We start from the raw sequence: 24,386 nt of genomic DNA, 5'->3' as shown, positions 1-24,386 counted from the left end.
TTGGCGTCAAGTGTTTTTTCAAACTTTCTTTTCGCCTTGAACTCTGTGTTTTGAAGCACTTAATTCAACCTGACTCAGTAACCGCTTGCGCTGTCTGCCGTGTCAGTGGATGCGCATTATAGGCAGCTCACGTTTTTGCGCAAGGCCTTTTTTAATAAAAAAGGATCGCTTGGCGATCTTTTCACCAAAAGCGATCCTTTTTCGTATTTTAAGCGACTTTATGACGGTTTATTGTACTTCTTTAGCGTTCTGGCGGAACTGTTCAAGGAAAGTCACCACATTTGAATCGTCCCAATCGACATACGAACGAACATAAGCCACCAGCTCACCTTGTTCATTTAAGATAAATGTTGCAGGTATCGTATCAAGCGGGAAGACATCACGTAATTGTTGTTGCGGATCGAAATACGAATTAAACCGGCCTAATCCAAGAGACTCTAAAAATGGTTGCACAATAGTCACAGCTTCAGCATCAATAGAAATAGGCAGTAGAGCAAAATGTTGTGCATTTAGAGTTTGATTTAATCGATCGAGTGCTGGAAGTTCTCTAACACAAGGTGGACACCAAGTAGCCCAAAGATTCACAACAACCACTTTACCCTTATATTGTTCAAAGTTAACCGACTGACCAACAAGATCAGTAAAATCGACTAGCGCAATTGGGAATGGTTGCGGCAATATGTTTATGCGATCGAGTGTTGATTCAGTGGTTTGCTTGGCCGCTGCTTGCATGCCTGGGTATGCATTTACCGGACCTGCTGTCCCCATAAGAATGAGACAAGTGAAAATAAACGCAAACCACTGTTTCAAAGTTAATACTCCAATCGGTTACTTAGTTGTCTTACTACGATTTAATAACGCATCTAACTCAGCTTGTTGCTCTGTTGACAAGGTTGTCGATTCAGATGCCTGTATACGTTGCTTACGCACAAAGATAAAACCAATAAAGAGACCTAAAACAAGTAACCCAAATGGACCAAGCCATAGAATATAAGTTTTCGAGTCTAACTTTGGATTGTATAAGACAAAATCGCCATAGCGGCTGGTCATAAATTCAATAATCTCTGAATCTGACTTACCACTATCGACCATCGTATACACTTCAAGACGTAAATCTTGCGCAACCGGAGAGTTTGAATCGACTAAGTTTTGATTCTGACACTGTGGGCAACGCAATTGGTGTGCTAGTGACAATGCTCTTTGTTGATTATCTACCGATTGAAATTCATAAGTATCAACAGGTGTCGCCATTACCGTCAGAGTAAAAAGTAAACTCGTACAAGCCACCATCATTTTAAATATGAATTTCATTACGATGCTCCATCGACTTTAGCTTCAGCTTGTAATTGCTGGATCATTGGATACAAGGTTTGTGTCCATACTGTTTGATCTATAGGACCTGCATAGCGATAACGAATAATACCGTTGTGGTCGACTATAAAAGTTTCCGGTGCTCCATAAACTCCAAGATCAAGACCTAAGCGACCATCTTTGTCAAAGATGTTAACTGTGTATGGATCACCTTGAGTAGTTAACTCCTTAACAGCTAATGCTCTCTCGTCACGATAGTTGATACCATATATAGGTAACAAGTTACGTTTAGACAGCATCATCAAATAAGGATGCTCATACTTACATGCTGGACACCAAGTTGCCCAAAAGTTCAACATAGACACTTTTGCTGGAAGATCTTTCTCAGTTAACACTTCACTAGGCACTTCTAAGCGCTCAAGTTGGAAAGCCGGAACTGGCTTTCCTTCTAATGCAGAATCAAGCACCTTAGGATTGAGAAATAATCCTTTGTATAAAAACACGCCCATACCTAAAAATATAACCAAAGGTATAAACAGTACAAACTTCTTCATAATGTCTCCGAGTATATTAAGCAGTCGCTAATTTTGCTTTTACTGCTTCATCTGTCGCAGCTTGCTTTACACGATAACGCTTATCGGATGCTGCCAGGAAGCCACCAATCATCATAAAGATTGATCCAAACCACAACCAACGTACAAACGGTTTATAATTAAGACGCACCGCAAACTCGGTTAAACTAATGGGATCACCCATAGTGACATATAAATCGCGGAATAATCCCCAATCAATACCCGCTTCAGTCATATCCATAGTTCGTACATTATATTGACGACGGTCAGGTTTTAGTAAGGTGATAAATTCATCATCTTTGTAAATCTCAATCTGACCTTGTTGAGCGGTATAGTTAGGACCGACAACATTTTTAGTTTCTAAATACTTAAATGTGTAACCTGCTAGTTCTTGGCTGATACCAGGACCCATACGTACGCTTTTTTCAATCGAATAGTTAGAGACAATAGTAGCCCCCATTACCGACACAGCAATACCAAAGTGAGCGAAGAGCATTCCCAATTGACTACGGCCAATTCGATTAAGACTAATACCACCTTCTTTATCGCTCACCATATTATAAGCAGCGCGAAAAGTGGATAGCATGATCCATGCTGTAGCAGCCACACCACACATCACCCAAGCATTAAATTGGCCACCAGCAATAAATGGAGCAGCGACACCGGTAACTAATGCAATAATAGCTGGAATAAGTAACTGTTTTTTAATTTCGCCTGCTTTAGATTTCTTCCAGCGAATAATTGGACCAATACCCATAAAGCCAAATAGCACTAATACGATAGGTACAAATACAGCATTAAAATATGGAGGTCCGACGGAAATCTTGCCCATGCCTAATGCATCTATCAATAAAGGATAAAGCGTACCCAGCAACACAGTACCTGCAGCAACAGTGAGTAACACATTACAGATTAGCAACATGGTTTCTTTCGATTTAAGCTCAAATCGTGCTGGACTGCTCATTTCACTGGCTCGGAAAGCAAACAGAGTTAACGAACCACCAATGGCAATACCTAACAACAGCAAGATAAACAAACCACGACTTGGATCTGCTGCAAATGAATGCACTGACGTAAGCACACCAGAACGTACAATAAAGGTGCCGAGTAAACTTAATGAGAAGGCAAAGATAGACAGCAATACAGTCCAGTTACGGAATGCCCCACGCTTTTCCGTCACAATTAATGAGTGCACTAAAGCAGTACCGACTAACCAAGGCATAAATGATGCATTTTCAACTGGGTCCCAGAACCACCAGCCGCCCCAACCTAATTCGTAGTAAGCCCACCAAGAACCAAGTGAAATACCGCCAGTTAGAAATATCCATGCCGCTAATGTCCATGGACGACTCCAGCGTGCCCAAGCAGAATCAAGTCTGCCACTCATGAGGGCTGCAATAGCAAAGGCAAAACAGACTGAAAAACCCACATACCCTAGATACAACATTGGTGGGTGGAAGATTAAGCCAACATCTTGCAACATTGGATTTAAATCTCGCCCTTCTAGAGGAATAGGAAATATCCGTTCAAATGGACTTGATGTAAGGATCATAAATAAACTGAAGCCAACAACAATCATCGCTAAAACAGATAACACCCTTGCGGTAAAGACTTCTTCTAAGCCCTTACTAAATAGTGCTACTGATGCAGTCCATACAGACAACGCGAATACCCAGAATAATAATGAACCTTCATGACCACCCCATACCGCCGCAATTTTAAAGAATATTGGTAGTTGAGAATTAGAGTGATGGGCGACATAAGCCACAGAGAAATCATCAACAGCAAAGCTGTACCCTAGTGCTATAACGGAGAGACTGATGAAAAAAAACATTCCGTATGTCAGTGGCCAGGCATATCGAACAAGATACTGGTCTTTACGTGCGGAACCATATAACGGCACGCTAGCTAGCAGTAAGGCAAAAGCCAAACCGAGAATTAGCGAGAAATGTCCAAGTTCTGGAATCATGGGTATTCCTTAGTCTAAAAAAATTAGCGGATCTGAAACAAACAAATCACGACAGTACTAATTAATGCGATGAAACTAATATACGCACATTAGCTTAAACGAATTTTAACGCATTTTAGAACTTGCTATGACATATGTCTGCCATTTTCGTACAAAATTGGGTCACCAGTCTCATTATGAACACCGATTCAACCAAAACGAATTTTTTTGGCAACTTGTCTGACAGTATTACTGATATAAAGTTTCGCTATTAGTTAGTCAAACCATTCAATCTGTGAACCAGTACGCAACTATCAGGATTTGGATTCATATCTGCCTTATATTACTATTCAATTAATAATCTTTACGTATAATCGAAGTTCCAAGCACTGCGGTAAATGCCGCTTTCTCTGTTAACCTAAAAGTGAATATTGACATAATGACCACATTTTGGATTTTTATTGCGCTTGTCGTACTCATCGGCCTAATCATGATTTGGGTTCCACACTTTCGCCAAACAAAACTGTTACAAGCCGAAGAGTCTGGCGTTCGTAGACAAACTAACCTTGAACTTTTTGCTGAGCGGTTAACAATTCTTGAAAAAGAATTACATGACGAGCTTTTGGATCAAGTCGAATTCGAAGCATTAAAGAAAGAATTAGAGATAAATCTACTTCAGGACATGCAACAAAAAGGTGATGACTCCCTTGATGTAGAAATTAAATCAAAAAACGCATTATGGCCTGCTTTTATGACCTTGTGCTTATTGGCTGTTTCCGGTTACCTATATCAACACTTAGGTGCTTATAACGAATTAGCCAATCCTCCTCAAGCAAGCAATCCTCATCAAGGCATGGATCCGGCGCAAATAATGTCGCAACGGGTACAAATGATGGAAGCAAAAGTGCAGGCACAGCCAGACGATAGCCAAGCTTGGTTTAGCCTTGGTCATGCTTATATATCTGCCAACCAATATGATAAAGCCATTGGCGCATTTGATAAGGTAATGGAACTCGTCGGCACGCAAGCTGAACTCCTTGGGCCTAAAGCGACTGCGCTATACTATAAAGCAAATCAGCAGATGTCGCCGGCGATTCAAGCTGTGATTGATCAATCTTTAGCGTTAGACCCACAAGACCCCTCTACACTACTTCTTGTTGGCATGGATGCATTCTTTACCGCTGACTACAACAAAGCTATCAATGCTTGGCAGATGATCTTAGACAGCGATCGAGATGATGTTGATAGAACAGCATTAATGAATGCAATTGAATCTGCAAACATGCGCCTTAATGAAGGTTCGGCAATGCCTAATGGTGATTCAACTCAAAAGCCAGTAGTTACGAGCAATGCGAAGACAGTCGCAATTGAAGTTTCTATTGCTCCAGAATTAGCAGACAAAGTGGCCGATAGCGATACTGTGTTTATTTTCGCACGAGCAACGCAAGGTCCAAAAGTACCGTTAGCTGCAACTAAAATCAGTGCTAGCAGTTTACCTGCAACAATCACATTAGATGATAGTACTTCAATGGGTGGCGATGTCACACTGAGCTCAGTACAAGAAGTCGAAATAATTGCGGTACTGTCAAAAAATGGCAGCGTGAAACCGCAACCTGGAGACCTAAAGGGTACCATTAAAGCCATTAAAGTGGGTGATAATGCTGCACTAACTCTGGATACCTTAGTGCAATAGTATTGTGTAATATTAGTGATGTTCTCAGTTAGCATCACTGAAATTAACCCATAAAAAACCGGCTATAAAAGCCGGTTTTTTGATTTAGTTGAAAACTACTTAGACATAAACTGAATTGCGTTTTTGTAATCTTCATCGGTACAGTCAGTACACATACCACCTGGTGGCATTGCGTTTAAACCAGACTTAACCGAACCAACTAAGGCATCTAAACCTTTTGCTAGACGTGGTTCCCATGCCGCAGCGTCATGAACTTTAGGCGCTCCGGCCACACCCATGCTGTGACATACTTGACACGCTTTATTGTAAATAGCTTCACCTTCTTGAGCAAATACATTTGCAGACAAAGTTAAGGCAGCTACTGCAGTCATTGCTAACAATTTTTTCATATTCATCGTTCCTAATTGCAAATATACAAAGCTTAACGCTGCCCTTTGATTTAGAAGGCAGACTCATTTTTAGCAACGATAGATTACTACAATTAGCAAAAAAACTCATCTTTTTGTGATAACAATCTCAGCTTAGCCTCTAAATCGAGACAATCTGTGTAGTTCAGGTAATATATTAGTAATCGATGAAAAAGTTCAAACTAAATTCATAATTTTGGAACCATATCAAATTGCTAGCACTTAATCAGTGACAAAGCTAAACCGATAAAAGTGTTTGTGTTAATATCTTTTCGAATTCATCCTCAAGTAAAATAAGAGGGATAAGTGACCATATCAAACCAATCACAAGTGCTATTAAGTGCCAACGAATTAACCTGTATTAGGGAAGAGCGCATTCTATTTGATGGACTGAGTTTTAATATCAATGCAGGGGATATTGTCCAGATTGAAGGTCCTAATGGTGCCGGTAAAACCAGTCTTTTACGTATTATTGCTGGTTTGTCACGTCCCTATGCCGGTGAAGTTGAATATAATGGTGAAAACATCAATCGCTGTAGAGACGAATTTAATCACGACTTACTCTATCTAGGGCATTTAGCGGGTGTGAAAAGCGAGCTAACAGCAGAAGAAAATCTTAACTTCAATTTAAGAATTAGTGGCTATGATAATTTCGATACCACTGAAATTTTGGCGAAAGTCAATTTAACCGGTTTTGAAGAAGCACTAGCAGGTCATTTATCTGCGGGACAACATCGACGTACTGCATTAGCCAGATTACAACACAGTAATTGTAAAATATGGATCCTCGACGAACCTTTTACCGCAATTGATAAAAAAGGTGTAGAAGAATTAGAGCAACTTTTTATTCAACATGCTGAATCGGGTGGATGTGTAATATTAACCACACATCAGGATATGAGCATTATTAGTGATGCCATACTACGTAAAATCACTCTCGACTATCGCTTTGTATAAGGTATTTGAATGAAACGAGGAATCAGTTACACCACAGCATTCATGACGCTTTTGCAACGTGATTTAAGAATTGCCATTAGACATCGAGGTGATATTTTTAACCCGCTGTTATTCTTTATTTTAGTGGTCACTCTTTTTCCTTTAGGAATTGGACCGGAACCTCAAGTGTTGACTAGAGTAGCACCTGGTATTATCTGGGTAGCAGCCTTACTTGCATCTATGCTGTCATTAGAACGTTTATTTAAAGCAGATTACAACGATGGCAGCTTAGAACAAATGCTACTGAGCCCACAACCGTTAGCATTAATGGTTCTGGCCAAAGTTCTAGCACATTGGATACTTACTGGTGTGCCTTTAATTCTAGTCGCACCATTACTCGCTGTACTGTTGCATTTAGAAGACAATAGTTACGGTGCATTGATGTCGACTTTAGCATTAGGTACACCGATATTGTCGTTACTTGGTGCGATAGGTGTTGCACTGACTGTAGGACTTCGCAAAGGAGGAGTCCTGCTAAGTTTACTTATTCTACCTTTATATATACCTGTACTTATTTTTGCCACTAGTGCGATTGATGCTGCAGGACTGAATATGGCTTATGATGGTCAACTTGCGATTCTTGCCGCAATGTTGGTCGGTTCTTTAATCTTGGCACCTTTCGCAATTGGCGCCTCTTTACGTGTGAGCACAAACTAATGTGGAAATGGTTACATTCTTACGCAGACCCTGAACGGGCATATAAACTGTCAGGCACTTTGTTGCCTTGGTTTAGTATTCTAGCAATATTACTCGTTGGAACAGGCAGTATTTGGGGTTTATTATTTGCCCCGACAGATTACCAACAAGGTGACAGTTACCGAATCATCTTTATCCATGTACCTGCTGCATCGATGTCAATGGCTGCATATATGGGTATGGCAGTAGCTTCATTTATTGGCTTAGTTTGGCAAATAAAATCGGCAGACTGGGCCGCGGCAGCTATCGCACCTATTGGTGCAGTCATTACCTTTATTGCCTTACTAACAGGTGCTGCATGGGGTAAACCTATGTGGGGAACTTGGTGGGTATGGGATGCACGCTTAACCTCTGAACTGGTATTACTGTTTCTCTACCTTGGGGTTATATCACTGTATGCATCATTTGAAGATAAAGTCCTCGCGGCTAGAGCTTCTGGAATTCTGGCGATTGTCGGCGTAATTAATATACCCATTATTAAATATTCCGTTGATTGGTGGAGTAGTTTACATCAGCCATCAACCATTAGAATCACAGAAAAATCGACGATGTCGACCGATATGTTATACCCACTGTTAATTAATATTTTCGGGTTTGGGATGATGATTGGAGCGATAACCTTGATCCGCTATAGAACAGAGATCCTTGCTCGCAATGGCATGCGCCCTTGGGTGAGAGACTTAGCAACCGCAGAGGAGGCAAAATAATGCAATTTGATTCATTTAAAGATTTTCTTGATATGGGCGGTTACGCATTTTATGTTTGGCTATCCTATGGTGTAACGTTCGGCTGTCTAGCCACATTAATAACCCTGAGTATCAGACAAAAACGTAAAGTCCTGATCGAAATTGCTAAAAAGATAACGCGTGAACAACGCCTGAAAGAAACAAGAGGTAATAACCGTGAATCCAAGACGTAAAAAGAGATTAACCCTTGCCGTTGCATTGATTGCGGGCGTTGCTGCTGTTGCATCATTACTATTGTACGCACTAAATTCAAATTTGAATTTATTCTATACACCGTATGAAATTACCCACGGTAAAAACGATACGGGTGTAAAGCCAGAGCTTGGACAACGTATCCGAATCGGTGGCATGGTAACAATGGGATCGATGAAACGCGATCCAGACAGCTTACACGTTGAATTTGCTGTACATGATTCAGCGGGTGGGACTGTATCCGTTACATACGACGATTTATTACCAGACTTATTTAGAGAAGGTCAAGGTATCGTTGCCCAGGGTGTACTGGTTGAGTCAGGAAAACTAGAGGCCACTGAAGTACTCGCTAAGCATGATGAAAATTACATGCCACCTGAAGTTGCTGAAGCTATGGGTCAAACGCATGAAAAACCGACCTATAATCAAAAAGCTCTTGAAGATAAATAAAGTCTATTTGTAATAAAAAGCCTCTTCGGAGGCTTTTTTTATGAATAAAATTTCAATTGTTATAGACAGATAATTGCTATTATTTTAGCTACTCATTACGGAGAGAATAGTTTGAACATAGGTTTATAACCTATTGTGGGTTTTACATTAAGATTTTCAGCAAGGATAAAAAACAATGGTGTGACGGTGCAAAAAACCATTATATCCATTTAAGGTAAAATACTGCTTAACTGAAAATGTTGTGTCTCTATTAAAAGTCTGCTTATTTTCCGCGTACTGAACAATGCCAGTCACAGTAGGTCATACCTATAATGAAAGCCTATCGAATTATGAACAACTCTGGTTTCAATAAAACCCTTCTATTTATTGTGTTTCCAGTTTTGATTCAATGATTTTGAACCACAGCACAACGGCTTTAACCTATAGACTAATCCATATTTTCTATTTTTGGCATCAGCTCAATAATGCCAAATAATCTCAATTCAGGTTAAAAAGTGAGATAGATAAGGCAAAATGACAATATTCGGCCTATTTCATATCAAACTTGTGATTTTTTTAACTAGGCGCAGAGGTGCGTCATTACTAGCCTATTGCAAGTAATGCAATACAGTTGGCAATACAAAGGAGAATTTGATGACCATTTATGATTCCAAGCTGATGCCAAATAGATAATAGTTAGTTATGGTAAGACCTATGTAGCATGTCTACACGCCACGGTTAACAATAATGGCATCATATAAGCTAGTCATTCAGTATAACTTCAAAGTACGTTAATCAAGTCGAATACGCAGCCTTAACGTGATGTTAAGTAACAGATCCAGCATTGCATTCCCGCCGTCAGCCATATTCCTACATCAGTAAAATATTACACATATAGTAAGTGGTTTCGACCAACTCTGTTGAAGGTTCGTTTGCAGCTCAAAACCTGTGAACATTGGCTTAAACGGAATAGCCATTGTTGCAAACATAAGAACAACTTTAGCGTCTTGTACTTGGTATTATCGACTTAAGCTTAGACATGGTTAACGTTGCTATTATGTCCTTAATACAAACACAATAATACGATTTTACTAAACAGAGTTGCACGACACATATCGGATCAGAGAATCAAGAAAATGAGTATTGGGTTCATCTCGTTGACCGAGCTGAGAGCGATTGTGAAAATAATCAGATACAAGATTACGCATAAATAGTAGACATTTACCAAGTTGTACAATAAATGGATATGGATTGCAGCTAAAAAGATATGATGTTTGAAACAAAGTCGAAGTTAAAAAAAGATAAAAAAAAACCGAGCCTAGGCTCGGTTTTTCGGTGAGTAATTAATTACTCAGCAGCTTCAACTTCAACAGCTTCAGCAGCTTCAGGACGACCTACTAACTCGATGTAAGCCATTGGGGCTTTATCACCGGTACGTAGACCGCACTTAAGAATACGAGTGTAACCACCAGGACGTTCCTGGAAGCGTGGACCCAATTCAGTAAATAACTTACCTACAACTTCAGCGTCGCGGGTACGAGCGAAAGCTAAACGGCGATTTGCAACGCTGTCAACTTTAGCAAGTGTTATTAGAGGTTCAACAACGCGACGCAGTTCTTTCGCTTTAGCTACAGTTGTCTTGATAATCTCATGACGAACTATTGAACAAGCCATGTTACGGAACATAGCTTGGCGATGACTGCTGTTGCGGTTTAGTTGACGACCACTCTTACGATGGCGCATGACCTAATCCTTATAACCTAAATCTGTACTAACCTGAGACTTATAGGTCGTCAGCTAAACTAGCCGGAGGCCAGTTTTCTAGACGCATACCTAACGACAGTCCGCGAGACGCTAAAACATCCTTAATTTCAGTAAGAGATTTCTTACCTAAGTTAGGGGTCTTAAGCAACTCAACTTCAGTGCGTTGTACCAGATCTCCGATGTAATGAATCGCTTCGGCTTTTAAACAGTTAGCCGAACGTACAGTTAGCTCTAAATCGTCGACAGGACGCAGCAAAATCGGATCGAACTCCGGTTTCTCTTCTACAACAGCCTGCTCAGTAACATCACGTAGTTCAACAAACGCATCTAGCTGTTCAGCTAAAATTGTTGCAGAACGACGAATTGCTTCCTCAGGATCGATAGTACCGTTTGTGGTCATATCTATCACAAGTTTGTCTAAGTCAGTACGCTGTTCAACACGAGCGGCTTCAACATTATAAGCAATGCGAGCAACAGGTGAAAAAGAAGCATCAACCAGCAAACGACCGATTGGGCGATCATCGTCTTCAGTCTGTGCACGAGCCGAAGCTGGCACATAACCACGACCACGCTCAACGCGGATACGCATGCTGATATCATTGTTACCAGTCAAGTGACAGATAACATGATCAGGATTCACGATGGTAACATCACCATCATGTGTGATATCTGCTGCTGTAACAGGGCCTGTGCCGGACTTGCTTAATGTAAGCAAAGCCTCGTCTTTACCCTCGATGGTCACTGCTAATCCCTTAAGATTAAGCAATATCTCAAGGATATCTTCTTGTACGCCTTCCTTACTGCTGTATTCATGCAGTACGCCGTCAATTTCGACTTCAGTAACTGCACAGCCAGGCATAGACGACAATAGGATGCGACGCAACGCGTTACCTAAGGTATGGCCAAAACCACGTTCTAGTGGCTCTAGTGTAACTTTGGCGCGAGTTGAATTAACCTGCTCAATATCAACGAGACGCGGTTTAAGAAATTCTGTAACAGAACCCTGCATTGTGTCCTCTCTTGTTTGTTAGCTTTACTTAGAGTAAAGCTCGACGATCAGCTGTTCGTTAATATCCGCAGACAAATCGCTACGTTCTGGAACGCGCTTGAAAGCACCTTCCATTTTCGCATTGTCGACTTCTACCCATGTAGGCTTTTCGCGTTGACCAGCCACTTCTAAAGCCGCTTTAATACGAGCTTGAGTACGTGACTTTTCACGGATGCTTACAACATCATTCGCAGACACTTTGAATGACGGAATGTTAACAACACGACCGTTAACCATAACAGATTTATGGCTTACTAGCTGACGTGATTCTGCACGAGTAGAACCGAAACCCATACGATAAACGACGTTATCTAGGCGGACTTCTAAAAGTTGCAAAAGGTTTTCACCAGTATTGCCTTTTAGACGTGCAGCTTCTTTGTAGTAGTTACGGAATTGCTTTTCTAGCACACCATAAATACGACGAACTTTTTGTTTCTCGCGTAACTGAATACCATACTCAGACAAACGTGGCTTACGTGCGCCATGTTGTCCAGGTGCAGTTTCTAGCTTACACTTCGAATCGATTGCTCTCACACCGCTTTTTAGGAAAAGGTCTGTACCTTCTCTGCGGCTGAGCTTGAGCTTGGGACCCAAGTATCTTGCCATGATCTTTCTCCAACTATCCTATATACGCAGTGTTATACACGACGCTTTTTAGGTGGACGACAGCCATTATGAGGGATAGGCGTCACATCGGTAATGTTGGTAATTTTATAACCAACAGCGTTCAGCGCACGAATGGCTGATTCACGACCTGGACCAGGACCCTTCACGAAAACTTCAAGGTTTTTAACACCGTAGTCTTGAGCAGCAATACCTGCACGCTCAGCAGCAACCTGCGCAGCGAATGGTGTTGATTTACGTGAACCACGGAAACCAGAACCACCTGAGGTAGCCCATGACAACGCATTACCTTGACGATCCGTAATGGTGACAATTGTGTTGTTGAAAGACGCATGGATATGAGCCATGCCATCTGCAACCTGTTTACGTACGCGCTTACGCGGAGAACGTGACGGAACTTTAGCCATTTTGGTTTACCTTCCCGTTACTTTCTTATTGGCTTACGTGGACCTTTACGCGTACGCGCATTGGTCTTAGTACGTTGCCCACGAAGGGGCAGGCTACGACGATGGCGGAGACCACGATAACAACCAAGATCCATAAGACGCTTGATGTTCATTGAAATCTCACGACGCAAGTCACCTTCTACAGTGTATTTGGCGACTTCTTCGCGTAGGATATCTATTTGAGCTTCGCTCAATTCCTTGATCTTAGCATCTTCAGCAATTGAAGTAGATGCGCAGATTGCTCTAGCGCGTGTACGTCCAATACCAAAAATAGCAGTCAACGCAATGACTGTATGCTTTTGATCAGGAATGTTAATGCCAGCGATACGGGCCACTATGCACTCCTTAAAGTTAAAGGCCATCTGCGAAAAGCCCGAAAGGATACTCGACAGACGACAGATTTGCAAACAATATTTTGGTCAGCCCATTATTGAGCTGACCAAACTTCTTTCTTAGCCTTGACGCTGTTTGTGTTTTGGTTCAACACATATAACGCGTACAACACCACTACGCTTGACGATCTTGCAATTACGGCAGATCTTCTTCACGGAAGCTCGAACTTTCATTTCATCACTCCGTAAAAGCAATCTTATTTTCCAAAGCGGTCTAAATTGGCTTTGTTAACAAGATTAGCTTTCTTCATCACAGACTCATATTGATGGGACATCATATGGGTCTGAACCTGAGCCATGAAGTCCATGATTACGACTACTATAATTAGTAGCGAAGTACCGCCAAAATAGAACTGTACTTTCCACGCAATTAACATGAACTCCGGAATTAAGCAGATAAAGGTAATATACAACGCACCCGCTAAGGTTAAACGTGTCATTACTTTATCAATGTAACGCGAAGTCTGTTCTCCGGGACGGATCCCAGGAATGAATGCACCACTCTTTTTCAAGTTATCTGCTGTTTCACGAGGGTTAAAAACCAACGCAGTATAGAAGAAACAGAAAAAGATGATTGCTGTCGCATACAATAATGAATACAGCGGTTGTCCTGGTGACACAGCTAAAGCGAAATCGCTTAACCATGACATAGACTCATTTTGTCCAAACCACTGAGCCAGTGTACCTGGAAACAAAATAATGCTGGAAGCAAAGATTGGTGGAATCACACCTGCCATATTTATTTTTAATGGTAAATGTGTGCTTTGCGCTGCAAAAACCTTACGGCCTTGTTGACGTTTAGCGTAGTTAACGACGATACGACGTTGACCACGTTCCACAAATACCACTAAATAAGTTACAGCAAATACAATCACTGCGAGCAACAGTAGTACTAATACATTCATGTCACCTTGACGCGCCTGCTCAGCCGTTGAGCCGATGGCCGATGGTAGACCAGCAACAATACCTGCGAAAATTAAAATCGAGATACCATTACCAATACCACGTTCGGTAATTTGCTCACCTAGCCACATAAGGAACATTGTTCCTGTTACTAAGCTCACAACTGCAACAAAGTAGAAACCAAATCCGGGATTGGCCACAAGACCAGGCATCAGATTTGGTAAACCCGTTGCAATACCGACAGATTGCAGCGTACCCAACACGAGTGTGCCATATCTAGTATATTGACTAATTTTCTTACGTCCTGATTCGCCTTCCTTTTTCAATTCAGCGAGTGCAGGATGCACAACAGTCAATAACTGCATAATGATAGATGCCGAAATATACGGCATAATACCCAATGCGAAGATAGAAGCACGCTCTAAGGCACCACCCGAGAACATGTTAAACATGCCAAGGATGGTATCTTTTTGCTGAGCAAATAGCTCTGCCAATACAGCTGCGTCAATACCAGGAATTGGCACGAACGAACCGGCTCTAAAGACGATAATCGCACCAATCACGAACAGAAGACGAGTTTTCAGTTCAGATAAACCGCCTTTCGCGCTTTTTAAATCAAGTCCTGGTTTTGCCATCGACGTATTATTCCTCGATCTTGCCACCGGCAGCTTCAATAGCTGCACGAGCACCTTTGGTTACCTTGAGACCTTTTACAGTCACTGGGCGGTCAATGGTACCTGAAAGAACGATTTTCGCAAACTGGATGTTGCGAGTAATAACGTTCGCATCTTTCAGTGCATTCAAATCGACAACATCACCGTTAACTTTTGCTAGTTCGAGTAAACGAACTTCAGCTGTTACCAAAGCGCGACGCGAAGTAAAGCCAAACTTAGGTAAACGAATCTTAAGTGGCATTTGACCACCTTCGAAACCGACGCGAACACCGCCGCCTGAACGAGACTTCTGACCTTTATGGCCACGTCCCGCTGTTTTACCTAAACCTGAACCGATACCACGGCCTACACGCTTAGGAGCAGATTTAGAACCTGCTGCTGGAGATAGAGTATTTAGACGCATTATCCTAATTCCTCCACCGAAACCATGTAGTACACCTTGTTAATCATACCGCGAACTGAAGGTGTATCTTCAACTTCAACAGTGTGATTAATACGGCGTAGGCCTAAACCGGTTAAGGTTGCACGGTGTTTTGGTAAACGACCAATGCTGCTTTTAGTCTGTGTGACTTTTAAAGTTTTAGTAGCCATGGTGCATTACCCCCGAATCTCATCAACATTCAGGCCACGTTTTGCTGCGATTTGAGCTGGTGACTTCATGTGCACCAACGCATCGACAGTTGCGCGAACGATGTTGATCGGGTTAGTAGAACCGTATGCTTTTGACAGAACGTTATGAACGCCTGCTACTTCCAATACGGCACGCATTGCGCCACCGGCAATAATACCGGTACCCTGTGATGCTGGTTGCATATAAACTTTTGAACCAGTATGGCGACCTTTAACTGGGTGATGCAAAGTACCTGCATTCAACTCCACTGTTACCATATTACGACGGGCTTTTTCCATTGCTTTTTGAATAGCAGCTGGAACTTCACGCGCTTTACCATAGCCATAGCCAATCTTACCGTTACCGTCACCCACTACTGTTAGTGCTGTGAAGCTAAAGATACGACCGCCCTTAACTACTTTAGAAACACGATTAACTGCAATCAATTTCTCTTGCAGATCGTCTTTTTGCTGAGCTTCTAATTTAGCCATTTTTATAACCCCTTAGAACTTCAGGCCAGCTTCACGAGCGGCATCTGCTAGTGCAGCTACACGACCATGATACTTGAAACCAGAACGGTCGAACGCAACTGTTGCTACGCCCTTCTCGATCGCACGCTCAGCAACAATTTTACCTACTGCTTTAGCCGCATCAACGTTACCGGTACTCTTTAGTAGCTCTTTAACCGCTTTTTCAACGGTTGAAGCAACTGCCAACACCTGAGCTTCAGGATTGATCACCTGAGCATAAATGTGACGCGGTGTACGATGTACAACCAGACGATTCACGCCCAGCTCTTGGATCTTCTTACGTGCACGTAACGCGCGACGTAAGCGAGATGTTTTCTTATCCATATCGCGTTACCTACTTCTTCTTAGCCTCTTTACGGCGTACTATTTCGTCATCATAACGAACACCTTTGCCTTTATAAGGCTCTGGTGGACGATATCCGCGAATTTCAGCAGCAACCTGACCAACAACTTGTTTATCAACGCCCGAAAGCACGATTTCAGTTTGGCTAGGACACTCTGCAGTAACGCCTGCGGGCAGTTTGTGTACTAATGGATGTGAGAAACCTAATGTTAAATCTAAGTCACTACCAGCAATCTTTGCACGGTAACCTACACCAACTAATTTAAGTTTTTTCACAAAACCTTGAGATACACCAACAACCATGTTGTTTACTAGTGCACGTGCAGTACCAGCCTGAGCCCAAGCGTTAGAAACGCCATCGACAGGAAGAAACTTTACTTGTGCATCTTCGATAACAACATTTACCGCATTGTTGATTACTCGAGTCAGACTTCCTTTACTGCCTTTAACAGTTAAGGTCTGTTCGTTTAAAGTCACCTCTACGCCAGCAGGAACAGTGACTGGTGCTTTTGCAACACGAGACATTTCTAGCTCCTTACGCTACGTAGCAGATAACCTCGCCACCCGTGCCATTTTGGCGGGCGGCGCGATCAGTCATCAAGCCTTGAGAAGTGGACACAATTGCGATACCCAGACCGCCCATCACCTTTGGTAACTCGTCTTTACCTTTGTAAATACGAAGACCAGGGCGACTTACACGCTGGATAGTCTCAACGACTGGTTTGCCTTGAAAGTACTTTAACGTAATTTCTAATTCAGGCTTAGCTTCATCTGCTACGGCGTATTCAGTAATGAAACCTTCATCTTTAAGTAATTTCGCAATTGCTACTTTTAACTTAGCTGAAGGCATCTTAACAGATACGTGGTTAGCAGCTTGGCCGTTACGAATACGGGTTAACATATCCGCAATAGGATCTTGCATGCTCATATTAGCTTACTCCGTGACAAGTGCTTACCAGCTGGCCTTACGCAGACCAGGAACTTCACCACGCATGGTTGCTTCACGTAATTTAATACGGCTTAAGCCGAATTTACGTAGAAAACCATGTGGGCGACCAGTTTGATTACAGCGGTTGCGTTGACGCGCAGCGCTAGAATCACGTGGTAGAGCTTGTAACTTAAGTACGGCATCCCAGCGATCTTCTTCAGAAGTTGCAGGGCTGCTGATTATAGCCTTAAGTGCTAAACGCTTTTCAGCATATTTAGCTACGAGCTGCGCACGTTTTGCTTCACGTGCTTTCATAGATGTTTTTGCCATTATGCTACCCTTATTTCTTGAATGGGAAGTTAAAAGCGTCTAACAAAGCACGACCTTCTTCATCATTCTTCGCAGTAGTAGTGATAACAATATCCATACCACGAATTTTATCGATTTTATCATAATCGATTTCTGGGAAGATGATCTGCTCACGCACGCCCATTGCATAATTACCACGGCCGTCAAACGCTTTAGCGCTTAAGCCTCGGAAATCACGAATACGTGGTATTGCAATGTCAACTAAACGCTCTAAAAATTCCCACATACGCTCACCGCGTAGGGTAACTTTACAGCCAATAGGGTAGCCTTCACGGATTTTAAAACCAGCAACTGATTTACGAGCAACAGTTACAATTGGCTTCTGGCCAGCGATTGCAGTCATGTCACGGAGCGCATGCTCCATAACTTTCTTATCTGCAACAGCTTCGCCCACACCCATGTTTAGGGTGATTTTTTCAATCCGAGGGACTTGCATGACACTGCTGTAGCCGAACTTTTTAGCTAGTTCAGCAACTACAGTCTCTTGATATTTATCATGCAGTTTCGCCATCGTTTACTCCAAATTACTTAACGAGTTCGCTGTTCGATTTAAAGAAACGGACTTTTTTGCCGTCTTCAAATCGGAAACCAACACGATCTGCCTTGCCTGTGGCTTGGTTAAAGATCGCAACGTTTGATGCTTGCATCGGTGCTTCTTTCTCGATAACGCCGCCAGTCACACCCAATTGAGGGTTAGGTTTCTGGTGCTTTTTAACAAGATTAAAGCCTTCAACAATTAACTTACCAGTAGGTAGAACTTGAGAAACCTTACCGCGGCTACCCTTGTCTTTACCTGCTAATATAATTACTTCGTCTTCACGACGGATTTTAGCTGCCATTTGAAGCTCCTTACAGTACTTCTGGTGCCAGCGAGACAATTTTCATGAATTTATCATTACGCAATTCACGTGTCACTGGGCCAAAGATACGAGTACCAATCGGTGCAAGGTTTGCGTTAAGCAATACCGCTGCATTCCGATCGAAGCGAATGACAGAACCGTCTGGACGACGTACGCCTTTCTTAGTACGGACTACCACCGCGTTATATACATCACCTTTCTTCGCTTTAGCGCGAGGAATCGCTTCTTTAACAGAAACTTTGATAATGTCGCCGATACCGGCATAACGACGATGAGAGCCACCCAAGACCTTAATACACTGAACTCTGCGTGCGCCGCTGTTACATGCGACGTCTAGAGTCGATTGCATTTGGATCATTTCAAGTGCTCCGCTATCGTTACTACACAATCCCACTATGGGAGTATATTTGAACCAAATTCAAGTAATAATTTACTCAAAATTGGCGCGCAAGTATAACACACATTTTTGGAATGCATAGCAAAAAAAACAAACGGCCCCAAATACTGGGGCCGTTTACGTTAACCTAATCGAGATTAGGCTTTTGTTACTACTTCAGCTAGTGTCCAAGACTTAGTCTTAGATAGAGGACGACACTGGCTAATAGCCACGAAATCCCCTTCATTACACTGATTAGTTTCGTCATGTGCATGGATCTTAGTTGTACGCTTAATGTACTTCCCATAAATAGGATGTTTCACTTGGCGCTCAATAGCAACAGTAATAGACTTATCCATTTTGTTGCTAATTACTTTACCTTGCAAAGTACGGGCTTTATCAGACATTACACACCTGCCTTAGAAGTAATAATGGTCTTAACACGTGCAATGTTACGACGCACTAGTTTCAACTGATTCGTTTGAGTCAACTGACCAGTAGCGTGTTGCATACGCAGGTTAAACTGCTCACGCAGCAGACCAAGTAATTCAGCGTTAAGTTCTTCAACGCTCTTTTCTCTTAGTTCGCTCGCTTTCATTACATCACCGTCTTAGTTACGAAGGTAGTCTTCAGAGGAAGTTTGGCAGAAGCCAAAGCGAAGGCTTCACGAGCCAACGACTCAGGAACACCATCCATCTCGTAAAGAACCTTACCAGGTTGAATCTGACATACCCAGTATTCAACGTTACCTTTACCTTTACCCATACGCACTTCAAGAGGCTTAGAGGTAATTGGCTTGTCAGGGAAAACTCGAATCCAAATTTGTCCTTGACGTTTAACATGACGTGTCATGGCACGACGTGCAGATTCAATTTGACGTGCAGTTAAACGGCCACGGCCGACTGCTTTCAAACCGAAAGTACCAAAGCTAACTTCAGTACCGTTCGCTAGACCACGGTTGCGGCCCTTGAACATCTTGCGAAACTTCATACGTTTAGGTTGCAGCATAAAAGTTTCTCCTATTTACCACGAGGCTTACGCTTAGGTTGCTGCTTAGGCTCTTCAATAGCAGGTACTAAACCGTCTAGAACTTCGCCTTTGAAGATCCAAACTTTAATACCAATCACACCGTATTGAGTGTGACTTTCTGCGGTTGAATAGTCGATATCAGCACGCAAAGTATGCAAAGGTACACGACCTTCACGATACCATTCTGCACGCGCAATTTCAGCGCCGCCTAAACGGCCGCTCACTTGAACTTTGATACCTTGAGCACCAATGCGCATTGCGTTTTGTACTGCGCGCTTCATAGCACGACGGAACATAACACGACGCTCTAACTGCTGAGCAATAGAGTCAGCAACGAGCTTAGCGTCTAATTCAGGCTTACGGATCTCAGCGATGTTGATTTGAGCAGTAGTACCAGTGATTTTAGACACATAGGCACGTAATACTTCAACGTCTTCACCTTTCTTACCAATCACAATACCTGGACGGGCAGTGTGAATAGTAACGCGGATGCTTTTCGCTGGGCGTTCAATAACAATCTTAGATACTGATGCGGCTTTTAACTTTTCAGTTAAATATTGACGCACTTCCCAGTCGCTGTTCAGATTATTTGCATAGTCTGACTTATCTGCGTACCAGGTAGAGATCCAAGGCTTAGTGATACCCAGACGGATACCATTAGGATGTACTTTCTGTCCCATTGCTCTCTTCTCCTAGCGATCTGCTACAACCACAGTGATGTGACTGGTACGCTTCATGATACGATCAGCGCGGCCTTTAGCACGTGGCATGATACGCTTCATTGTTGGGCCTTCATCTACGAAGACGGCTCCAACTTTAAGCTCATCAATGTCAGCACCTTCGTTGTGTTCGGCGTTTGCGATAGCTGAGTCAAGTACTTTTTTTACTAGTACGGCGGCTTTCTTGGGGCTGAATGTCAAAATCTCGAGTGCCTTAGAAACAGGCAATCCGCGAATTTGATCAGCAACTAGACGGGCCTTCTGCGCAGACGTACGAGCAAAACGATGTTTAGCTAAAACTTCCATCTTATTCCTCCCGTATTAACGCTTCTTCGCTTTCTTATCTGCAGCATGGCCGCGATAAGTGCGAGTTGGTGAAAATTCACCAAGCTTGTGGCCGATCATTTCGTCAGTTACGAACACAGGTACGTGCTGACGACCATTATGGACAGCGATGGTCAACCCAATCATATTAGGGATGATCATTGAGCGACGAGACCAAGTCTTAATTGGCTTTTTGTCTCCCGCTTCCATCGCTTTCTCTACCTTCTTCAGCAAGTGCAGGTCAATGAAGGGACCTTTCTTGAGAGAACGTGGCATGGCGAATCCTCTTACTATTTATTACGACGACGTACGATGTACTTATCAGTGCGCTTGTTGCTACGAGTTTTATAACCCTTAGTCGGCACACCCCATGGACTCACTGGATGACGTCCACCAGAAGTACGGCCTTCACCACCACCATGTGGATGGTCTACTGGGTTCATTGCAACACCTCGAACTGTAGGGCGTACGCCTCTCCAGCGCTTAGCACCTGCTTTGCCTAACTGGCGTAGCATGTGCTCGGCATTACCAACTTCACCAAATGTCGCGCGGCAATCTACTGGAACTTTACGCATTTCGCCAGAGCGAAGACGTAGAGTTGCATAAGCACCATCACGAGCAACAACTTGTACATAAGCACCAGCTGAACGTGCGATTTGAGCGCCTTTACCAGGCTTCATTTCGACAGCGTGTACAACACTACCTACTGGAATGTTGCGTAACGGTCTAGCGTTACCAGTCTTGATTTCTGCATCCAAGCCAGATTGGATTGGGTCGCCAGCTTTCATGCCTTTTGCAGCAAGAATATAACGACGCTCACCATCTGCATACAGTACTAGCGCGATGTGCGCTGTACGGTTTGGATCGTATTCAAGACGTTCAACTTTCGCAGGGATACCATCTTTGTTGCGTTTAAAGTCAACAATACGATAGTGCTGCTTATGTCCACCACCTACGTGGCGTACAGTGATACGGCCAGTATTATTACGGCCACCACTTTTAGTTTTTTTCGCCAACAGGCCAGCAAAAGGTTTACCCTTATGCAGGTCCGTATTCACCACTTTAACTACGTGGCGACGACCTGGAGAGGTTGGCTTACACTTAATAACTGCCATGATAATTCTCCTTTGCTTATTCAGCGCCGCCGACGAAATCGATTTCAGCACCAGCAGCTAAAGTAACATAAGCTTTTTTCCAATCGATACGACGACCTACACGGCCACCGGTACGCTTGGTTTTGCCTTTATTAACTAAAGTGCGAACAGAATCAACTTCAACTTCAAATAGCTTCGCTACTGCAGCTTTAATCTCTGCTTTAGTTGCATCGATGGCTACGCGGAAAACTACAGTGTTGTTTTTCTCAGCAAGCACAGTACTCTTTTCAGAGATATGTGGACCAAGAATAACTTTTAGCAAACGTTCTTCGCGGATCATGCTAGCATCTCCTCGATTTGCTTCACTGCATCAGCAGTAACAAGAACAGTGTTGAACGCAATTAGACTCACTGGGTCAAGACCCGCTACGTCACGCACGTCAACTTTGTATAAGTTGCGAGCTGCTAAGAATAAATTCTCATCAACTTCAGCTGTAACAATTAGAACATCTTCTAAGTTCATTGCTTTTAATTTAGCTTTCAGCTCTTTAGTTTTAGGAGCTTCAACACCAAACGATTCAACAACAACTAGACGCTCTTGACGTACCAATTCAGAGAATATGCTCTTTAGAGCACCACGGTACATCTTCTTGTTAACTTTTTGGCTGTGATCTTGTGTTTTAGCAGCGAATGTTACGCCACCGCCACGCCAGATTGGGCCTTTAACACTACCGGCACGAGCGCGGCCTGTGCCTTTCTGGCGCCAAGGCTTTTTGCCTGAGCCAGTTACTTCCGCACGAGTCTTTTGAGCACGAGTGCCCTGACGCGCGTTTGCAGCATATGCTACAACTACCTGATGAACCAATGCCTCGTTAAAGTCACGGCCGAAGGTAGTTTCGGAAACTTCAAGAGCGCTCTGGGCGTCTTTCAATACCAATTCCATTACTATCTCCTCAGACCTTAAGCTTTAACTGCTGGCTTGATAATCAAGTCACCATTGGTAGCGCCTGGAACTGCGCCGCGTACTAACAACAAGTTACGCTCTGCATCAACACGTACTACGTGTAGATTTTGAGTTGTTACTTGCTCAGCACCCATATGGCCTGACATTTTCTTGCCTTTGAATACACGACCAGGCGTTTGGTTCTGACCGATAGAACCATTCGAACGGTGTGCCAAAGAGTTACCATGTGTCATATCTTGAGTACGGAAGTTCCAACGCTTAACGCCGCCTTGGAAACCTTTACCCTTTGATTGACCAGTAACATCTACTTTCACTGTCTCAGCGAAAATATCAACATTAATTTCAGCACCAACTTCAATGCCTTCGCCTTCACCATCTGCTAAACGCATTTCCCACAAACCACGACCAGCTTCTACGCCGCCCTTGGCAAAGTGACCTGCTTCTGCTTTAGTGATGCGATTGGCTTTTTTGGTACCAGTAGTCACTTGAAGTGCACGATAACCGTCTGTTTCTAAAGTTTTCACTTGAGTAACGCGGTTGCCTGCAATCTCGATTACTGTTACAGGGATTGACGTACCATCTTCAGTGAAGATGCGAGTCATACCCACTTTACGACCAATAAGACCGATAGCCATCTCTCAAACCTCTTCTAAGGATCTCAATTAACCTAAGCTAATCTGAACGTCGACACCAGCCGCAAGATCTAAACGCATTAATGCGTCTACAGTCTTTTCTGTTGGCTCTACGATGTCAACTAAACGCTTGTGGGTACGAATTTCGTACTGATCACGAGCATCTTTATTAACGTGCGGAGAGATCAAAACGGTATAACGCTCTTTGCGAGTAGGTAGTGGAATTGGACCACGAACCTGCGCGCCTGTACGCTTAGCAGTTTCAACGATTTCCGCTGTAGACTGATCAATTAAACGATGATCAAAGCCTTTCAAGCGGATACGGATTCTTTGGTTCTGCATTGACCAGAGCTCCTAAAATGGACATATAAAAAATCACCCTCTAGCTTCTTCCTAATGGAAAAGCAGAGCGAGATGATTTAACCGTTCGACTCCCAATCGGAGTCGCTGTGAAAATGAGTAACCTACTTGGTTAAACATTATAATTTACGCTGCACTAGTCAGCGAGTGGGCAATTATACAGATCTTCTTTCTAAGATCAAGCCCATTGTGTAAATAGTCTTCTAAAAGTCTTCTTACAATCAACTGCCGCGCATTTTACACATTTTATGTGTTAATGCTACTAATGATTGTTACTTTTTGGAAATAAAAAAGGAAGCCTAAGCTTCCTTTTTTAGTGTTCACTAAACTCGCTATTACGCGATAATTTTAGCTACAACACCTGCACCAACTGTACGGCCACCTTCACGGATAGCGAAACGTAAACCG

General features: G+C 42.9%; 40 protein-coding genes. 6 read left to right on the top strand and 34 right to left on the bottom strand.

Annotated features, from left to right (window positions below):
* Positions 1–228: 228 nt before the first annotated feature.
* The 4 genes from H5125_RS19655 to H5125_RS19640 are packed head-to-tail and all read right to left on the bottom strand — an operon-like array spanning position 229 to position 3,852.
* Positions 229–768 (bottom strand): TlpA disulfide reductase family protein, encoded by a 540-nt coding sequence (locus tag H5125_RS19655; RefSeq protein WP_182745079.1) that lies wholly within the window; start codon positions 766–768, stop codon positions 229–231.
* Positions 769–828: 60 nt separating this feature from the next.
* On the bottom strand, positions 829–1,311 hold the full coding sequence (gene nrfF / locus H5125_RS19650) for a heme lyase NrfEFG subunit NrfF (RefSeq protein ID WP_101084812.1): 483 nt from the start codon (positions 1,309–1,311) through the stop codon (positions 829–831).
* On the bottom strand, positions 1,311–1,865 hold the full coding sequence (locus H5125_RS19645) for a DsbE family thiol:disulfide interchange protein (RefSeq protein ID WP_011635673.1): 555 nt from the start codon (positions 1,863–1,865) through the stop codon (positions 1,311–1,313). The genes nrfF and H5125_RS19645 overlap by 1 nt, the downstream gene beginning before the upstream one ends.
* A gap of 16 nt (positions 1,866–1,881) precedes the next feature.
* Positions 1,882–3,852, bottom strand: a complete 1,971-nt coding sequence (locus H5125_RS19640; protein ID WP_101084811.1) for a heme lyase CcmF/NrfE family subunit — start codon at positions 3,850–3,852, stop codon at positions 1,882–1,884.
* A 418-nt stretch (positions 3,853–4,270) separates the two neighbouring features.
* Here H5125_RS19640 and ccmI point away from each other — a divergent pair, with 418 nt between their 5' ends.
* A complete protein-coding gene (gene ccmI / locus H5125_RS19635) occupies positions 4,271–5,524 on the top strand; it encodes a c-type cytochrome biogenesis protein CcmI (RefSeq protein WP_101084810.1) in 1,254 nt (417 codons plus the stop codon).
* A 95-nt stretch (positions 5,525–5,619) separates the two neighbouring features.
* Here ccmI and H5125_RS19630 read toward each other — a convergent pair whose 3' ends face one another.
* Positions 5,620–5,913, bottom strand: a complete 294-nt coding sequence (locus H5125_RS19630; protein ID WP_101084809.1) for a cytochrome c5 family protein — start codon at positions 5,911–5,913, stop codon at positions 5,620–5,622.
* 324 nt (positions 5,914–6,237) lie between these two features.
* Here H5125_RS19630 and ccmA point away from each other — a divergent pair, with 324 nt between their 5' ends.
* From ccmA to ccmE, 5 genes are read left to right on the top strand one after another with little or no spacing between them, the layout of a single operon-like run.
* The gene (gene ccmA, locus H5125_RS19625; protein ID WP_182745078.1) at positions 6,238–6,888 is read left to right on the top strand and encodes a cytochrome c biogenesis heme-transporting ATPase CcmA; all 651 of its coding nucleotides are present in this window, start codon (positions 6,238–6,240) and stop codon (positions 6,886–6,888) included.
* 9 nt (positions 6,889–6,897) lie between these two features.
* Positions 6,898–7,584 (top strand): heme exporter protein CcmB, encoded by a 687-nt coding sequence (gene ccmB / locus H5125_RS19620; protein WP_011635668.1) that lies wholly within the window; start codon positions 6,898–6,900, stop codon positions 7,582–7,584.
* Positions 7,584–8,330 carry a heme ABC transporter permease gene (locus H5125_RS19615; protein ID WP_101084807.1) on the top strand — a complete coding sequence of 249 codons (747 nt, stop codon included), beginning with the start codon at positions 7,584–7,586 and terminating at the stop codon, positions 8,328–8,330. Before ccmB ends, H5125_RS19615 begins: the two co-directional genes overlap by 1 nt.
* Positions 8,330–8,542, top strand: a complete 213-nt coding sequence (gene ccmD, locus H5125_RS19610; RefSeq protein WP_011635666.1) for a heme exporter protein CcmD — start codon at positions 8,330–8,332, stop codon at positions 8,540–8,542. Before H5125_RS19615 ends, ccmD begins: the two co-directional genes overlap by 1 nt.
* Entirely contained in the window at positions 8,526–9,011 is a 486-nt protein-coding gene (ccmE, locus tag H5125_RS19605; protein ID WP_162022029.1) for a cytochrome c maturation protein CcmE, read from the top strand. Before ccmD ends, ccmE begins: the two co-directional genes overlap by 17 nt.
* A gap of 1,326 nt (positions 9,012–10,337) precedes the next feature.
* Here the strand turns inward: ccmE and rplQ are convergent.
* From rplQ to H5125_RS19460, 29 genes are all read right to left on the bottom strand, one after another.
* The gene (gene rplQ, locus H5125_RS19600) at positions 10,338–10,733 is read right to left on the bottom strand and encodes a 50S ribosomal protein L17 (RefSeq protein WP_011635664.1); all 396 of its coding nucleotides are present in this window, start codon (positions 10,731–10,733) and stop codon (positions 10,338–10,340) included.
* A 40-nt stretch (positions 10,734–10,773) separates the two neighbouring features.
* Positions 10,774–11,763 (bottom strand): DNA-directed RNA polymerase subunit alpha, encoded by a 990-nt coding sequence (locus tag H5125_RS19595; protein WP_011635663.1) that lies wholly within the window; start codon positions 11,761–11,763, stop codon positions 10,774–10,776.
* 24 nt (positions 11,764–11,787) lie between these two features.
* Entirely contained in the window at positions 11,788–12,408 is a 621-nt protein-coding gene (gene rpsD, locus H5125_RS19590; RefSeq protein WP_011635662.1) for a 30S ribosomal protein S4, read from the bottom strand.
* A gap of 32 nt (positions 12,409–12,440) precedes the next feature.
* On the bottom strand, positions 12,441–12,833 hold the full coding sequence (rpsK, locus tag H5125_RS19585) for a 30S ribosomal protein S11 (protein ID WP_011635661.1): 393 nt from the start codon (positions 12,831–12,833) through the stop codon (positions 12,441–12,443).
* A 17-nt stretch (positions 12,834–12,850) separates the two neighbouring features.
* Positions 12,851–13,207 (bottom strand): 30S ribosomal protein S13, encoded by a 357-nt coding sequence (gene rpsM, locus H5125_RS19580; protein WP_011635660.1) that lies wholly within the window; start codon positions 13,205–13,207, stop codon positions 12,851–12,853.
* A 117-nt stretch (positions 13,208–13,324) separates the two neighbouring features.
* Entirely contained in the window at positions 13,325–13,438 is a 114-nt protein-coding gene (rpmJ, locus tag H5125_RS19575) for a 50S ribosomal protein L36 (RefSeq protein ID WP_006083579.1), read from the bottom strand.
* A 23-nt stretch (positions 13,439–13,461) separates the two neighbouring features.
* Positions 13,462–14,802 carry a preprotein translocase subunit SecY gene (gene secY / locus H5125_RS19570; RefSeq protein ID WP_101084805.1) on the bottom strand — a complete coding sequence of 447 codons (1,341 nt, stop codon included), beginning with the start codon at positions 14,800–14,802 and terminating at the stop codon, positions 13,462–13,464.
* A gap of 7 nt (positions 14,803–14,809) precedes the next feature.
* A complete protein-coding gene (rplO, locus tag H5125_RS19565; RefSeq protein WP_011635657.1) occupies positions 14,810–15,244 on the bottom strand; it encodes a 50S ribosomal protein L15 in 435 nt (144 codons plus the stop codon).
* Entirely contained in the window at positions 15,244–15,432 is a 189-nt protein-coding gene (gene rpmD / locus H5125_RS19560; protein ID WP_011635656.1) for a 50S ribosomal protein L30, read from the bottom strand. Before rpmD ends, rplO begins: the two co-directional genes overlap by 1 nt.
* A 6-nt stretch (positions 15,433–15,438) precedes the next feature.
* Positions 15,439–15,942 (bottom strand): 30S ribosomal protein S5, encoded by a 504-nt coding sequence (rpsE, locus tag H5125_RS19555; protein WP_011494651.1) that lies wholly within the window; start codon positions 15,940–15,942, stop codon positions 15,439–15,441.
* Between the two features lie 12 nt (positions 15,943–15,954).
* Positions 15,955–16,305: a 50S ribosomal protein L18 gene (rplR, locus tag H5125_RS19550; RefSeq protein WP_011635655.1), complete on the bottom strand. Its 351-nt coding sequence runs from the start codon at positions 16,303–16,305 to the stop codon at positions 15,955–15,957.
* A gap of 10 nt (positions 16,306–16,315) precedes the next feature.
* Positions 16,316–16,849: a 50S ribosomal protein L6 gene (rplF, locus tag H5125_RS19545; RefSeq protein WP_011635654.1), complete on the bottom strand. Its 534-nt coding sequence runs from the start codon at positions 16,847–16,849 to the stop codon at positions 16,316–16,318.
* A gap of 10 nt (positions 16,850–16,859) precedes the next feature.
* The gene (rpsH, locus tag H5125_RS19540) at positions 16,860–17,252 is read right to left on the bottom strand and encodes a 30S ribosomal protein S8 (RefSeq protein WP_011635653.1); all 393 of its coding nucleotides are present in this window, start codon (positions 17,250–17,252) and stop codon (positions 16,860–16,862) included.
* A gap of 24 nt (positions 17,253–17,276) precedes the next feature.
* Positions 17,277–17,582 carry a 30S ribosomal protein S14 gene (gene rpsN, locus H5125_RS19535; protein ID WP_011635652.1) on the bottom strand — a complete coding sequence of 102 codons (306 nt, stop codon included), beginning with the start codon at positions 17,580–17,582 and terminating at the stop codon, positions 17,277–17,279.
* Positions 17,583–17,592: 10 nt separating this feature from the next.
* Positions 17,593–18,132, bottom strand: coding sequence for a 50S ribosomal protein L5 (gene rplE / locus H5125_RS19530; protein ID WP_011635651.1), 540 nt, complete (start codon positions 18,130–18,132; stop codon positions 17,593–17,595).
* A gap of 13 nt (positions 18,133–18,145) precedes the next feature.
* Entirely contained in the window at positions 18,146–18,460 is a 315-nt protein-coding gene (gene rplX / locus H5125_RS19525; protein ID WP_101084804.1) for a 50S ribosomal protein L24, read from the bottom strand.
* 10 nt (positions 18,461–18,470) lie between these two features.
* Positions 18,471–18,839 (bottom strand): 50S ribosomal protein L14, encoded by a 369-nt coding sequence (gene rplN, locus H5125_RS19520; protein ID WP_011635649.1) that lies wholly within the window; start codon positions 18,837–18,839, stop codon positions 18,471–18,473.
* Between the two features lie 176 nt (positions 18,840–19,015).
* Positions 19,016–19,264, bottom strand: coding sequence for a 30S ribosomal protein S17 (gene rpsQ, locus H5125_RS19515; protein WP_011635648.1), 249 nt, complete (start codon positions 19,262–19,264; stop codon positions 19,016–19,018).
* Positions 19,264–19,455, bottom strand: coding sequence for a 50S ribosomal protein L29 (gene rpmC, locus H5125_RS19510; RefSeq protein ID WP_011635647.1), 192 nt, complete (start codon positions 19,453–19,455; stop codon positions 19,264–19,266). Before rpmC ends, rpsQ begins: the two co-directional genes overlap by 1 nt.
* Positions 19,455–19,865, bottom strand: a complete 411-nt coding sequence (gene rplP / locus H5125_RS19505) for a 50S ribosomal protein L16 (RefSeq protein WP_011635646.1) — start codon at positions 19,863–19,865, stop codon at positions 19,455–19,457. Before rplP ends, rpmC begins: the two co-directional genes overlap by 1 nt.
* 11 nt (positions 19,866–19,876) lie before the next feature.
* Positions 19,877–20,566 (bottom strand): 30S ribosomal protein S3, encoded by a 690-nt coding sequence (rpsC, locus tag H5125_RS19500; protein ID WP_011635645.1) that lies wholly within the window; start codon positions 20,564–20,566, stop codon positions 19,877–19,879.
* 12 nt (positions 20,567–20,578) lie between these two features.
* Positions 20,579–20,911 (bottom strand): 50S ribosomal protein L22, encoded by a 333-nt coding sequence (gene rplV, locus H5125_RS19495; RefSeq protein WP_011635644.1) that lies wholly within the window; start codon positions 20,909–20,911, stop codon positions 20,579–20,581.
* A 15-nt stretch (positions 20,912–20,926) separates the two neighbouring features.
* Positions 20,927–21,205, bottom strand: coding sequence for a 30S ribosomal protein S19 (gene rpsS / locus H5125_RS19490; protein ID WP_006083596.1), 279 nt, complete (start codon positions 21,203–21,205; stop codon positions 20,927–20,929).
* A 14-nt stretch (positions 21,206–21,219) separates the two neighbouring features.
* A complete protein-coding gene (gene rplB, locus H5125_RS19485) occupies positions 21,220–22,044 on the bottom strand; it encodes a 50S ribosomal protein L2 (RefSeq protein WP_011635643.1) in 825 nt (274 codons plus the stop codon).
* Positions 22,045–22,060: 16 nt separating this feature from the next.
* The gene (gene rplW, locus H5125_RS19480; protein WP_011635642.1) at positions 22,061–22,363 is read right to left on the bottom strand and encodes a 50S ribosomal protein L23; all 303 of its coding nucleotides are present in this window, start codon (positions 22,361–22,363) and stop codon (positions 22,061–22,063) included.
* Positions 22,360–22,965: a 50S ribosomal protein L4 gene (gene rplD, locus H5125_RS19475; RefSeq protein ID WP_011635641.1), complete on the bottom strand. Its 606-nt coding sequence runs from the start codon at positions 22,963–22,965 to the stop codon at positions 22,360–22,362. The genes rplW and rplD overlap by 4 nt, the downstream gene beginning before the upstream one ends.
* Positions 22,966–22,982: 17 nt before the next feature.
* The gene (gene rplC, locus H5125_RS19470; protein ID WP_101033710.1) at positions 22,983–23,621 is read right to left on the bottom strand and encodes a 50S ribosomal protein L3; all 639 of its coding nucleotides are present in this window, start codon (positions 23,619–23,621) and stop codon (positions 22,983–22,985) included.
* A gap of 27 nt (positions 23,622–23,648) precedes the next feature.
* Complete coding sequence (gene rpsJ / locus H5125_RS19465; protein ID WP_011635639.1) at positions 23,649–23,960, bottom strand: 30S ribosomal protein S10; 312 nt, start codon at positions 23,958–23,960, stop codon at positions 23,649–23,651.
* A gap of 353 nt (positions 23,961–24,313) precedes the next feature.
* Positions 24,314–24,386 (bottom strand): hypothetical protein (locus H5125_RS19460; RefSeq protein ID WP_202932829.1); only part of this gene is annotated, 73 nt, incomplete at its 5' end.

The sequence above is a fragment of the Shewanella sp. SR44-4 genome (assembly GCF_014163715.1).
Taxonomy (GTDB): Bacteria; Pseudomonadota; Gammaproteobacteria; order Enterobacterales; family Shewanellaceae; genus Shewanella.
Note: the sequence above shows the minus strand (reverse complement) of the source record. Positions and strands in the feature narration are given on the sequence as shown.

Excerpts from the sequence above, each read along its gene's own strand:
- H5125_RS19640 (WP_101084811.1), bottom strand. The coding sequence starts at position 3,852 with ATGATTCCAGAACTTGGACATTTCTCGCTAATTCTCGGTTTGGCTTTT.
- rpsK (WP_011635661.1), bottom strand. The coding sequence starts at position 12,833 with ATGGCTAAAGTTCCGTCACGTTCTCCGCGTAAGCGCGTACGTAAACAG.
- rplX (WP_101084804.1), bottom strand. The coding sequence starts at position 18,460 with ATGGCAGCTAAAATCCGTCGTGAAGACGAAGTAATTATATTAGCAGGT.
- ccmD (WP_011635666.1), top strand. The coding sequence starts at position 8,330 with ATGCAATTTGATTCATTTAAAGATTTTCTTGATATGGGCGGTTACGCA.
- rplW (WP_011635642.1), bottom strand. The coding sequence starts at position 22,363 with ATGATCCGCGAAGAACGTTTGCTAAAAGTTATTCTTGGTCCACATATC.
- ccmI (WP_101084810.1), top strand. The coding sequence starts at position 4,271 with ATGACCACATTTTGGATTTTTATTGCGCTTGTCGTACTCATCGGCCTA.
- rpsN (WP_011635652.1), bottom strand. The coding sequence starts at position 17,582 with ATGGCAAAAACATCTATGAAAGCACGTGAAGCAAAACGTGCGCAGCTC.
- rpsE (WP_011494651.1), bottom strand. The coding sequence starts at position 15,942 with ATGGCTAAATTAGAAGCTCAGCAAAAAGACGATCTGCAAGAGAAATTG.
- nrfF (WP_101084812.1), bottom strand. The coding sequence starts at position 1,311 with ATGAAATTCATATTTAAAATGATGGTGGCTTGTACGAGTTTACTTTTT.
- rplD (WP_011635641.1), bottom strand. The coding sequence starts at position 22,965 with ATGGAATTGGTATTGAAAGACGCCCAGAGCGCTCTTGAAGTTTCCGAA.
- rplB (WP_011635643.1), bottom strand. The coding sequence starts at position 22,044 with ATGGCAGTTATTAAGTGTAAGCCAACCTCTCCAGGTCGTCGCCACGTA.
- rpmD (WP_011635656.1), bottom strand. The coding sequence starts at position 15,432 with ATGGCTACTAAAACTTTAAAAGTCACACAGACTAAAAGCAGCATTGGT.
- rplV (WP_011635644.1), bottom strand. The coding sequence starts at position 20,911 with ATGGAAGTTTTAGCTAAACATCGTTTTGCTCGTACGTCTGCGCAGAAG.
- rpsQ (WP_011635648.1), bottom strand. The coding sequence starts at position 19,264 with ATGTCTGATAAAGCCCGTACTTTGCAAGGTAAAGTAATTAGCAACAAA.
- secY (WP_101084805.1), bottom strand. The coding sequence starts at position 14,802 with ATGGCAAAACCAGGACTTGATTTAAAAAGCGCGAAAGGCGGTTTATCT.
- H5125_RS19595 (WP_011635663.1), bottom strand. The coding sequence starts at position 11,763 with ATGCAGGGTTCTGTTACAGAATTTCTTAAACCGCGTCTCGTTGATATT.
- H5125_RS19645 (WP_011635673.1), bottom strand. The coding sequence starts at position 1,865 with ATGAAGAAGTTTGTACTGTTTATACCTTTGGTTATATTTTTAGGTATG.
- ccmB (WP_011635668.1), top strand. The coding sequence starts at position 6,898 with ATGAAACGAGGAATCAGTTACACCACAGCATTCATGACGCTTTTGCAA.
- rplR (WP_011635655.1), bottom strand. The coding sequence starts at position 16,305 with ATGGATAAGAAAACATCTCGCTTACGTCGCGCGTTACGTGCACGTAAG.
- rplE (WP_011635651.1), bottom strand. The coding sequence starts at position 18,132 with ATGGCGAAACTGCATGATAAATATCAAGAGACTGTAGTTGCTGAACTA.
- rpsD (WP_011635662.1), bottom strand. The coding sequence starts at position 12,408 with ATGGCAAGATACTTGGGTCCCAAGCTCAAGCTCAGCCGCAGAGAAGGT.
- rplN (WP_011635649.1), bottom strand. The coding sequence starts at position 18,839 with ATGATCCAAATGCAATCGACTCTAGACGTCGCATGTAACAGCGGCGCA.
- rplF (WP_011635654.1), bottom strand. The coding sequence starts at position 16,849 with ATGTCTCGTGTTGCAAAAGCACCAGTCACTGTTCCTGCTGGCGTAGAG.
- rpsC (WP_011635645.1), bottom strand. The coding sequence starts at position 20,566 with ATGGGACAGAAAGTACATCCTAATGGTATCCGTCTGGGTATCACTAAG.
- rplO (WP_011635657.1), bottom strand. The coding sequence starts at position 15,244 with ATGCGTCTAAATACTCTATCTCCAGCAGCAGGTTCTAAATCTGCTCCT.
- rpmJ (WP_006083579.1), bottom strand. The coding sequence starts at position 13,438 with ATGAAAGTTCGAGCTTCCGTGAAGAAGATCTGCCGTAATTGCAAGATC.
- H5125_RS19615 (WP_101084807.1), top strand. The coding sequence starts at position 7,584 with ATGTGGAAATGGTTACATTCTTACGCAGACCCTGAACGGGCATATAAA.
- rpmC (WP_011635647.1), bottom strand. The coding sequence starts at position 19,455 with ATGAAAGCGAGCGAACTAAGAGAAAAGAGCGTTGAAGAACTTAACGCT.
- H5125_RS19630 (WP_101084809.1), bottom strand. The coding sequence starts at position 5,913 with ATGAAAAAATTGTTAGCAATGACTGCAGTAGCTGCCTTAACTTTGTCT.
- rplC (WP_101033710.1), bottom strand. The coding sequence starts at position 23,621 with ATGGCTATCGGTCTTATTGGTCGTAAAGTGGGTATGACTCGCATCTTC.
- rpsH (WP_011635653.1), bottom strand. The coding sequence starts at position 17,252 with ATGAGCATGCAAGATCCTATTGCGGATATGTTAACCCGTATTCGTAAC.
- rplQ (WP_011635664.1), bottom strand. The coding sequence starts at position 10,733 with ATGCGCCATCGTAAGAGTGGTCGTCAACTAAACCGCAACAGCAGTCAT.
- rplP (WP_011635646.1), bottom strand. The coding sequence starts at position 19,865 with ATGCTGCAACCTAAACGTATGAAGTTTCGCAAGATGTTCAAGGGCCGC.
- rpsJ (WP_011635639.1), bottom strand. The coding sequence starts at position 23,960 with ATGCAGAACCAAAGAATCCGTATCCGCTTGAAAGGCTTTGATCATCGT.
- rpsS (WP_006083596.1), bottom strand. The coding sequence starts at position 21,205 with ATGCCACGTTCTCTCAAGAAAGGTCCCTTCATTGACCTGCACTTGCTG.
- H5125_RS19655 (WP_182745079.1), bottom strand. The coding sequence starts at position 768 with ATGGGGACAGCAGGTCCGGTAAATGCATACCCAGGCATGCAAGCAGCG.